Below are 6748 nucleotides of genomic sequence, written 5' to 3'. Positions count from 1 at the left end.
TACTGCAGGGGGGACCCTGTGGGAGAGTAGGACGCCGCCGAACAATTTTTAGCCTCAACCCCCGGACTCTGTCCGGGGGTTGAGGCATTTTTGCGTTCTGGAGCGGGTGGCGGCCCCCTGTGTGCCGGGGGGGTCGTGGCTGCGGGTAAGGTCAGGGGGCATCGTCCGTACGTTCCCAGCAGGAGGCCCCGGGTGGAGGTCCAGGAGACTCGCGTTCAGACCGACCGGGTCCTCACCATCCCCAACATTCTCAGCATGGCGCGCCTCCTCGGCGTGCCGCTGTTTCTGTGGCTGATTCTCCGGCCGGAGTTCGGCGGGCCCAAGAGTGATGGCTGGGCGCTTCTCGTCCTGATGCTCAGCGGCGTCAGCGACTATCTCGACGGCAAGCTGGCCAGGCGCTGGAACCAGATCAGCAACCTCGGCCGGCTGCTCGACCCGGCCGCTGACCGGTTGTACATCCTGTCCACCCTGGTCGGGCTCACATGGCGGGAGATCCTGCCCTGGTGGGTGGCTGCCGCTCTGCTGGCGCGCGAGGCCATGCTCCTCGTGATGGTCGGAATCCTTCGCCGGCACGGCTACCCGCCGCCGCAAGTGAACTTCCTCGGCAAAGCTGCGACATTCAACTTGATGTACGCGTTCCCGTTGCTGCTTCTCAGTGACGGAACGGGTTGGCTTTCGTCACTCGCTGAAGTTTTCGGATGGGCTTTCGCCGGATGGGGTACAACTCTGTATTGGTGGGCAGGGATCCTCTACGTGGTCCAGGTCCGTCGACTCGTGAAGGCGGATACCTCGGCCGATTGAGCCCGTCCGTCCTGTGCCGAGCAGCGTCGCCGGCAACAACGAGGACCTCTGAGGGCCGCTGAGCGGACAGGTGAAGTCGGCAGGACCGTCGTCTCTTCAAGGAGGACGCTTCCGACATGAAGGCCGTCGTGATGGCCGGTGGCGAAGGAACTCGACTTCGCCCCATGACCTCGAGCATGCCCAAGCCTCTACTGCCGGTGGTGAACCGGCCGATCATGGAGCACGTCCTACGACTGCTCAAGAGGCACGGTCTCAACGAGACCGTCGTCACCGTGCAGTTTCTCGCCTCTCTCGTCAGGAACTACTTCGGCGACGGCGAGGAGCTCGGGATGGAGCTCACGTATGCCAACGAGGAGAAGCCGCTCGGTACAGCGGGCAGTGTGAAGAACGCCGAGGAAGCGTTGAAGGACGACGCCTTTCTCGTCATTTCGGGGGACGCGCTCACCGATTTCGATCTCACCGATCTCATCGCCTTCCACAAGGAGAAGGGCGCCCTCGTCACGGTCTGCCTCGCCCGGGTGCCGAATCCACTGGAATTCGGCATCACGATCGTCGACGAAGAGGGGAAGGTGGAGCGCTTCCTGGAGAAGCCCACGTGGGGCCAGGTCTTCTCTGACACCGTGAACACGGGCATCTACGTGATGGAGCCCGAGGTCTTCGACTACGTCGAGGCGGATGTTCCGGTCGACTGGTCGGGTGATGTGTTCCCGCAGCTCATGAAGGAAGGCAAGCCGATCTACGGCTATGTCGCCGAGGGCTACTGGGAGGACGTGGGCACCCACGAGAGCTATGTGAAGGCCCAGGCGGACGTCCTGGAGGGCAAGGTCCAGGTCGACATCGACGGCTTCGAGATCTCGCCCGGCGTGTGGGTCGCCGAAGGGGCCGAGGTGCACCACGACGCCGTGCTCCGCGGGCCGCTCTACATCGGCGACTACGCCAAGGTCGAAGCCGGTGCCGAGATCCGTGAGCACACCGTCGTCGGCTCCAACGTGGTCGTCAAGAGCGGCGCCTTCCTGCACAAGGCCGTCGTCCACGACAACGTCTACATCGGTCCGCAGAGCAATCTGCGCGGCTGCGTGATCGGCAAGAACACCGACATCATGCGGGCCGCCCGGATCGAGGACGGAGCCGTCATCGGGGACGAGTGCCTGGTCGGTGAGGAATCGATCGTGCAGGGCAACGTGCGGGTCTACCCGTTCAAGACGATCGAGGCCGGCGCCTTCGTCAACACCTCGGTCATCTGGGAGTCCCGTGGTCAGGCCCATCTCTTCGGGGCCCGGGGCGTCTCCGGCATCCTCAACGTGGAGATCACCCCTGAGCTGGCCGTACGCCTCGCCGGGGCGTACGCCACGACCCTGAAGAAGGGCTCGACCGTCACCACGGCCCGCGACCACTCCCGCGGTGCGCGGGCTCTGAAGCGGGCGGTGATCTCGGCGCTGCAGGCCAGTGCCATCGACGTACGAGACCTGGAGAACGTACCGCTGCCTGTGGCGCGGCAGCAGACCGCCCGGGGAAGTGCCGGCGGCATCATGGTGCGGACCTCGCCCGGGGTGCCCGACTCCGTGGACATCATGTTCTTCGACGAACGCGGGGCGGACCTCTCCCAGGGCGGGCAGCGGAAACTCGACCGGGTGTTCGCACGGCAGGAGTACCGGCGGGCCTTCCCCGGGGAGATCGGTGACCTCTCCTTCCCGGCGAGCGTCTTCGACTCGTACACCGGCTCGTTGCTGCGGAACGTCGACACCACCGGGATCGCCGAAGCAGGGCTCAAGGTCGTCGTCGACGCCTCCAACGGAAGTGCCGGGCTCGTGCTGCCCAGCCTGCTGGGACGGCTCCAGGTCGACTCGCTGACGATCAACCCCGGTCTCGACGAGTCGCGGCCCACCGAGTCGGTGGAGAGCCGGCGGGCCGGCCTGGTGAGACTGGGGGAGATCGTGGCCTCGGCACGGGCGGCGTTCGGGGTGCGGTTCGACCCCGTCGGCGAACGGCTCTCGCTCGTGGACGAGCGCGGGCGGATCATCGAGGACGACCGGGCGCTCCTGGTCCTCCTCGACCTGGTGGCGGCCGAGCGGCGCTCCGGACGGGTCGCGCTGCCGGTGACCACGACCCGGATCGCCGAACAGGTCGCCGCCTACCACGGCACCCAGGTGGAGTGGACGACCACCTCGCCCGACGACCTCACACGGGTCGGACGCGAGGAGTCGACGATCTTCGGCGGGGACGGGCGCGGCGGGTTCATCGTGCCCGAGTTCAGCAGCGTCTTCGACGGTGCCGCCGCCTTCGTGCGGCTCATCGGGCTCGTCGCGCGGACCCAGCTCACGCTGAGCCAGATCGACGCGCGGATTCCGCGGGCGCACGTCCTCAAGAGGGACATCGCGACCCCGTGGGCCGTCAAGGGTCTCGTGATGCGCCGAGTGGTCGAGGCGGCGGGCAGCCGCTCCGTGGACACCACCGACGGCGTGCGCGTGGTCGAGGCCGACGGGCGGTGGGTGATGGTGCTGCCCGACCCCGCGGAGGCCGTCACCCATCTGTGGGCGGAGGGGCCCGACGACGCCTCCGCACAGGCCCTGCTCGACGAGTGGGCCGCGGTGGTCGACAGCGCGGGCAACTGACGCGACAACCGTCCGGCGGGGGGGGGCCCCAGGGGGCCTCCCCGCCAGTCGGAGGGGCCATTCGGCGGTAGGTCGTGCGACGTGCGACGATGTGCGGCATGTCGCAGCAGCCCCCCGTTCGGAGCACCGGATCACCGCCGCCACGCCCGGACGCGTCCATGTCGCTGCTGAACAACGTGATCGACCACGCGCTCGACGACGGCTACGCGGAGGCGACCGCGCGGCGCGCTGCCGACGGTGGCGGGCTGCCCCGGAGCCTGCGGACCAAGCTCGGCGTGGCCGGGGGTCTGCTGCTCGCCGCCGCCGTGGTGACCGTGGGCGCGGCCGAGGCGCGGATCTCCGCGCCGGTCGTCGCCAAGGAGCGGCAGGAGCTCATCGACCGGATCGAGGCGGAGACGTCGGCGGCCGATCAGCTGGAGCGCGACGTCGAACGCATCAGTACCGAGGTCGGGGAGCGTCAGCGGCAGGCCCTGCAACAGCACGGCGGTGATCAGGGCGAGCTCGTGGGGCTGCTCTCGGGCGCGACGCCGGTGCACGGGCCCGGGGTGAAGCTCGTCGTCGACGACGCCAAGGACACCGACACCGGTGGCGGCGGGCCGCGTGAGAGCAGTGGCTTCTCCGACACGGGCCGGGTGCGCGACCGGGACATGCAGCGAGTGGTCAACGGGCTCTGGGAGTCCGGCGCCGAGGCGGTCGCCATCAACGGCCAGCGGTTGACATCGCTGTCCGCGATCCGGGCCGCGGGTGACGCCATACTGGTCGACAACAAGCCGCTGGTGCCGCCGTACACCGTCCTCGCTATCGGGGACGGGCAGCGGTTGAGCACCGCGTTCCAGGACAGCGCCGACGGGCAGTACCTGCACGCGCTGGTGGAGAACTTCGGGATCAGGAGCGGTATCTCGGCCGAGGGCGACGTACGCCTGCCGGCCGCGCCGAGCCTGACCGTACGTACCGCAGAGCCGAGGGGGGCCGGGGCGGCGACGCCCTCCGGTCGGGCCACGGCCGACACAGGGAAGGGCACATCGTGATCGCCGTACTGGGCCTGATCGTCGGAGTCGTGGTCGGACTGTTGGTCCGCCCCGAAGTTCCGGCGGTGGTCGAGCCCTATCTTCCGATCGCCGTGGTCGCCGCCCTCGACGCGGTCTTCGGCGGCCTGCGGGCCATGCTCGACGGCATCTTCGTCGACAAGGTCTTCGTGGTGTCGTTCCTCTCGAACGTGGTCGTGGCCGCGTTGATCGTCTTCCTGGGTGACAAGCTGGGCGTGGGCGCGCAGCTGTCGACCGGTGTGGTCGTCGTGCTCGGCATCCGGATCTTCTCCAACGCGGCCGCCATCCGGCGCCATGTCTTCCGGGCGTGAGGCCGATGAGCGAGAACCCTGAGAACGCCGCGAACTCCGAGAACCCCGAGAACCCCGAGAACCCCGAGAACCCCGAGAACCCCCCGAACCCCGACTCCCGGAAGCCCGAGAGTTCCGAGAGCGCCGAGGGTTCCAAGAGCTCCGAAGGTGCCGCCAAGGCCGCGCCCACGACGTCCGGGACGCGGCGCGAGGACGCGCCCGCGCCCGCGGCCGAGCCGAGTGGGCGCCGGAGGCTGGTCTCCGCGCTGTGGCCGCTTCGGGTGACCCGGGCGCAACTCATCGTGGCCCTGCTGCTGTTCGTGCTCGGTCTGGGCCTGGCCATCCAGGTCTCCTCGACCAGCGACAACAGCGCGCTGCGCGGGGCGCGCCAGGAGGACCTGGTGCGGATCCTCGACGAGCTCGACGACCGTACGCAGCGCCTGGAGGACGAGAAGGCGCGGCTGGAGAAGCAGCGCACCGAGCTGGAGTCCAGCTCCGACCAGGCCGAGGAGGCCCGGAAGCAGACCCAGGAGAAGGAGCAGCAGCTCGGCATCCTGGCCGGCACCGTGGCCGCCGAGGGTCCGGGCATCACCCTGACCGTCGGCGATCCCACCGGGGCCGTCGAGTCGGACATGCTGCTGGACGCCATCCAGGAGCTGCGTGCCGCGGGCGCCGAGGCGATCCAGGTCAACGGTGTGCGGGTGGTCGCGGACAGTTATTTCACCGGTAGCGGCAATGACATGCGGATCGATGGAACGAAGGTGGCCGCTCCGTACGTCTTCAAGGTCATCGGCAAGCCGGAGGACCTCGAGCCCGCGCTCAACATCCCCGGCGGTGTCGTGCAGACCCTGGAGAAGGAGCAGGCCACGGCCACGGTGGAGCGGTCGGCGAAGATCGTCGTCGACGCCTTGCGACCCGCGAAGCGGCCTGACTACGCTCAGTCGTCCTCCCAGTGAGAGGGGGACGAGGGGGGTCCCGCGACAAGGGCATGGCGTTGCGGGGGGTCGGCGCACCACAACGGTGGTGCGTGGTGGAAACTGTCCGGAGGATACGGACGTTGTGAAGGTGTCCGGGTCGGCAGGTGTGATGGATCTCGGTTCGTCCTGCCCCACGGGCGGGTCTGTTTCGGTCAAGGGGAATCGCCCGTGAAGTTGTTTGCGAAGTTGTTCGGCAAGAGCGCACGCGAGGACGGCGGCAACGCCAGGCACCGCGCGCCGCGCCATGCCCAGAGTGAGGAGCAGGGCGGCGAGCGCCCGCTCTTCCGCGACGAGGTCGAGGGTCAGGGCGGTGACATTCCGGGCACTCCGGGCGCGTCGTCTGTTGACCCCGCCGGGGCCGCCCGCATAGGTTTCGGAGAACCATCAACCTCAGGTATGGGTGGAGGGTTTACCTCTGATCCGTACGCGACACAGACCTCGGCGGGGCAGCCGCGGCAGGAGGATGCGTCCATGCCGGTGTGTACGAGGTGCGGTCACCGCAACACGGCGGACAGCCGCTTCTGCTCCCACTGCGGCACGCCGCTGCGGGGCGGGGCCGCCGCCGAGCGTCCGTCGGAGACGACGTCCACGATCTCCATCTCGGGCCTCGAGGCCTACGACGCGGAGGTCACCGGCCAGACCCAGCTGCCCGCGCTCTCTCCCGAGGCGCTGGCGGCCGTCGAGGCCCTGCCGTTGGGTTCCGCGCTCCTCGTGGTGCGCCGTGGGCCGAACTCGGGCAGCCGGTTCCTGCTCGACAGCGAGCTGACGACGGCCGGCCGTCACCCCCAGAGCGACATCTTCCTGGACGACTTCACGGTCTCCCGGCGGCATGTCGAGTTCCGGCGGGGCCAGGACGGCAGCTTCACCGTTTCCGATGTCGGCAGCCTCAACGGCACGTACGTCAACCGTGAGCCGATCGACTCGGTCGTTCTGTCCAACGGCGACGAGGTGCAGATCGGCAAGTACCGGCTGGTCTTCCACTCGAGCCGGCGGGGCGTCTGACGCCTCGGAGAAGCCTTCAG

6 protein-coding genes are annotated in these 6748 nt (G+C 68.7%); all 6 read left to right on the top strand.

The genetic code is table 11. From position 1 onward, the window contains the following. The first annotated feature begins 192 nt into the window (after positions 1-192). The 6 genes from clsA (at position 193) to IO20_RS38285 (ending at position 6728) form a co-directional block, all read left to right on the top strand. On the top strand, positions 193-801 hold the full coding sequence (gene clsA / locus IO20_RS0104965; protein WP_030545714.1) for a cardiolipin synthase ClsA: 609 nt from the start codon (positions 193-195) through the stop codon (positions 799-801). A gap of 116 nt (positions 802-917) precedes the next feature. Beyond that, positions 918-3413, top strand: a complete 2496-nt coding sequence (locus IO20_RS0104960; protein ID WP_030545716.1) for a mannose-1-phosphate guanyltransferase — start codon at positions 918-920, stop codon at positions 3411-3413. Between the two features lie 98 nt (positions 3414-3511). After that, positions 3512-4441: a DUF881 domain-containing protein gene (locus IO20_RS0104955; protein WP_037634586.1), complete on the top strand. Its 930-nt coding sequence runs from the start codon at positions 3512-3514 to the stop codon at positions 4439-4441. After that, on the top strand, positions 4438-4770 hold the full coding sequence (locus IO20_RS0104950) for a small basic family protein (RefSeq protein WP_015032176.1): 333 nt from the start codon (positions 4438-4440) through the stop codon (positions 4768-4770). Before IO20_RS0104955 ends, IO20_RS0104950 begins: the two co-directional genes overlap by 4 nt. 5 nt (positions 4771-4775) lie before the next feature. Further along, positions 4776-5705: a DUF881 domain-containing protein gene (locus IO20_RS0104945; protein ID WP_078945802.1), complete on the top strand. Its 930-nt coding sequence runs from the start codon at positions 4776-4778 to the stop codon at positions 5703-5705. 81 nt (positions 5706-5786) lie between these two features. After that, a complete protein-coding gene (locus IO20_RS38285; RefSeq protein ID WP_078945803.1) occupies positions 5787-6728 on the top strand; it encodes an FHA domain-containing protein in 942 nt (313 codons plus the stop codon). The last annotated feature ends 20 nt before the right edge of the window (positions 6729-6748 follow it).

Source organism: Streptomyces exfoliatus (assembly GCF_000725545.1).
GTDB classification, from domain to species: Bacteria; Actinomycetota; Actinomycetes; order Streptomycetales; family Streptomycetaceae; genus Streptomyces; species Streptomyces exfoliatus.
The sequence above is the reverse complement of the archived record's forward strand: the minus strand, read 5'-3'. Positions and strand labels throughout refer to the sequence as shown.